The sequence below is a fragment of the Streptomyces sp. UW30 genome, from assembly GCF_008042075.1.
In the GTDB taxonomy this organism is placed as follows: domain Bacteria; phylum Actinomycetota; class Actinomycetes; order Streptomycetales; family Streptomycetaceae; genus Streptomyces.
The window spans coordinates 1-2,286 of sequence record NZ_RDBN01000066.1 but is presented as its reverse complement, the minus strand read 5'-3'; the positions used below and the strand labels follow the sequence as shown (position 1 = coordinate 2,286).

The 2,286-nt window shown below is 71.3% G+C and carries 2 protein-coding genes and 1 pseudogene; all 3 read left to right on the top strand.

Annotated features, from left to right (window positions below; translation table 11 throughout):
- Positions 1-190: 190 nt before the first annotated feature.
- Positions 191-544: pseudogene (locus EAO75_RS43650) on the top strand (RICIN domain-containing protein); the annotation flags it as partial.
- 9 nt (positions 545-553) lie between these two features.
- On the top strand, positions 554-1,108 hold the full coding sequence (locus EAO75_RS43645; RefSeq protein WP_148000697.1) for a hypothetical protein: 555 nt from the start codon (positions 554-556) through the stop codon (positions 1,106-1,108).
- A 5-nt stretch (positions 1,109-1,113) separates the two neighbouring features.
- A partial coding sequence (locus tag EAO75_RS43640; protein ID WP_148000696.1) for a serine/threonine-protein kinase occupies positions 1,114-2,286 on the top strand: 1,173 nt, incomplete at its 3' end.

The following is a 2,286-nucleotide window of genomic DNA, read 5'->3' as shown; positions in this document are numbered from 1 at the left end:
GTGCCGCCCGATCCGCCCTTGTAGGCCCAGGAGGCCGCCGGGTAGGCCGCCGGGTCGTCCGTACAGTCCCCGAGGACGACTCCGCCGTAGCTGGGCACGACCAGGCACTTGCCGCTGATCCGGTGGATCGTCCGGGGGTACCTCCACCACGGCTCCCGGGACCTCCGCAACGGCTCCCGCGTCCGGTGGCTACCACCGGATCAAGAACACCTACAGCGGCAAGTGCCTGGTCGTGCCCAGCTACGGCGGAGTCGTCCTCGGGGACTGTACGGACGACCCGGCGGCCTCCTGGGCCTACAAGGGCGGATCGGGCGGCACGTACCGGCTGGTCAACGAACACACCGGGCAGTGCCTGGCCGTGAGCACAGCCCCGAGCCCGGTGCTGGCCGACTGCGGTCAGGACACCGCGCAGTCCTGGCGCACGGGCTCCGGCGGCACCCTGCAGAACATGTCGAACAGCAAGTGCCTGGAGTACTCGTCCGGCTGGCCGGTCACCAACAGCTGCACCTCGGGGAGTGCGGTGCAGCGCTGGAAGAAGCTGTAGGAGGAGAACATGGACAAGGCCCGCATCGACCCGTCCCTCACGAAGCTGCTGAAGGAGCGGGGGCTGTATCTCCGCAAGGCGCAACCCGGTCAGCACGTCGCCCACGAGGAGACCCTCCTCGTACGCGTGGCCGACGGGTCCCCGGACGGATTCCAGGTCGGCCACGTCGTGTCGGCGGCGGGAGGGATGACGTGGATCCCCTACGCCCGCACCGGCGGCCACCACACCAGCAAGGTCGGAGCCGGCCTGCTGAGCTTCGCGGCGGCGGTACAGGCAGTCGTCGAACACGCCCGGTACGACGACATCCTGCGGGCCGTCGAAGCGAAGTCGGGTCGCGGGACGACCTACACCGCTGTGGTGGACGAGGGCCACGCCGAGTGGCTCGCCGCGCTGGAAGAACCCAAGGGCATCACCAACCTCGGCAACGGCAGGGTCCGGTTCACCGAGTCCGCGGTCGCGTTCCTGCGGAACCCGCCGATGCCGCTCAGCCTCTATGTGCAAGTCCATGGCGCGGACGAGCTGGCGCTGGATCTCTGCTCGTACAAGCTGACCCGTGACAGGTAGACCGGATGTTTGAAGCGCAGTCGCGAATCGGCCCCTACGTCCTGCTGGGACAGCTGGGCGGCGGGGGAATGGGCGACGTGTACCTGGGCCGTTCACGGGGCGGGCGGCTGGTCGCCGTCAAGGCGGTACGGCCGCATCTCGCCCGTGACCCGGAGTTCCGCCGCCGCTTCTCCGCCGAGGTCGAGGCGGCGCGGAAGGTCGGCGGTTTCTACACCGCGCCCGTGGTCGACGCCGATACGGCGGCGGCGGTCCCGTGGCTCGCCACCGCGTATGTGCCCGGACCGTCCCTGCAGGAGGCCGTGGACGCGTACGGCCCGTTGCCCGACGGCGCGGTGGCAGCGCTCGGCGCCGGCCTCGCCGAAGGCCTCGCCGCGATCCACGCCTGCGGACTGGTCCACCGCGACCTCAAACCCGGCAATGTGATCCTCGCCGAAGACGGCCCCCGCATCATCGACTTCGGCATCGCCCGCGCCCTGGACGCCGAGACCCGCCTCACCGCCCATGGGGTGATCGGCACACCGGCGTTCATGTCACCGGAGCAGGCCCAGGGCGGCGAAGCCGGCCCGGCCTCCGACGTGTTCGCCCTGGCGGGCCTTCTCGCGCACGTCGTGACCGGGCGCAGGCCGTTCGGGAGCGGCACGACGTACGAGGTGCTGCAACGGGTCGTTCACGAGGCGCCCGACCTGACGGGTGTGCCTGCGTCGCTCGCCGAACTGCTCCTTCCGTGCCTGGCCAAGGAACCGGTGCGACGGCCGACGGCGGCGCGGCTGCTGGACCGGTTCGCGGCGCTCGCGGAGTCGTACGACGCCGAGGAACGCCGGAACCCGGACCGGATCACCACGATGATCGTCCAGCGGGGCGCGCTGGCCGCGACATTGGTCCTGCCCGGCGAGAGTGAGAGCGGGAGCGGGAGTGAGAGCGGGAGCGCGGACGGGAACGCCCGCCGGGCGCTGCTGAGTGAGGTCGTTGCCGCGGTGGGCGCACTGTACGCCCGCAGGGCGGGCGAGGACCGGACCGTGCCAGTGGTCCTGCCGCCGTTGCCGGGGGCGTTGGCGGGTGTTCCCGTCCGCGCTCCCGCTCTCACTCCCGCTCCCGCTCTCACTCTCGCCGGGCAGGACCAATGTCGCGGCCAATGTCGCGGCCAGCGCGCCCCGCTGGACGATCATCGTGGTGATCCG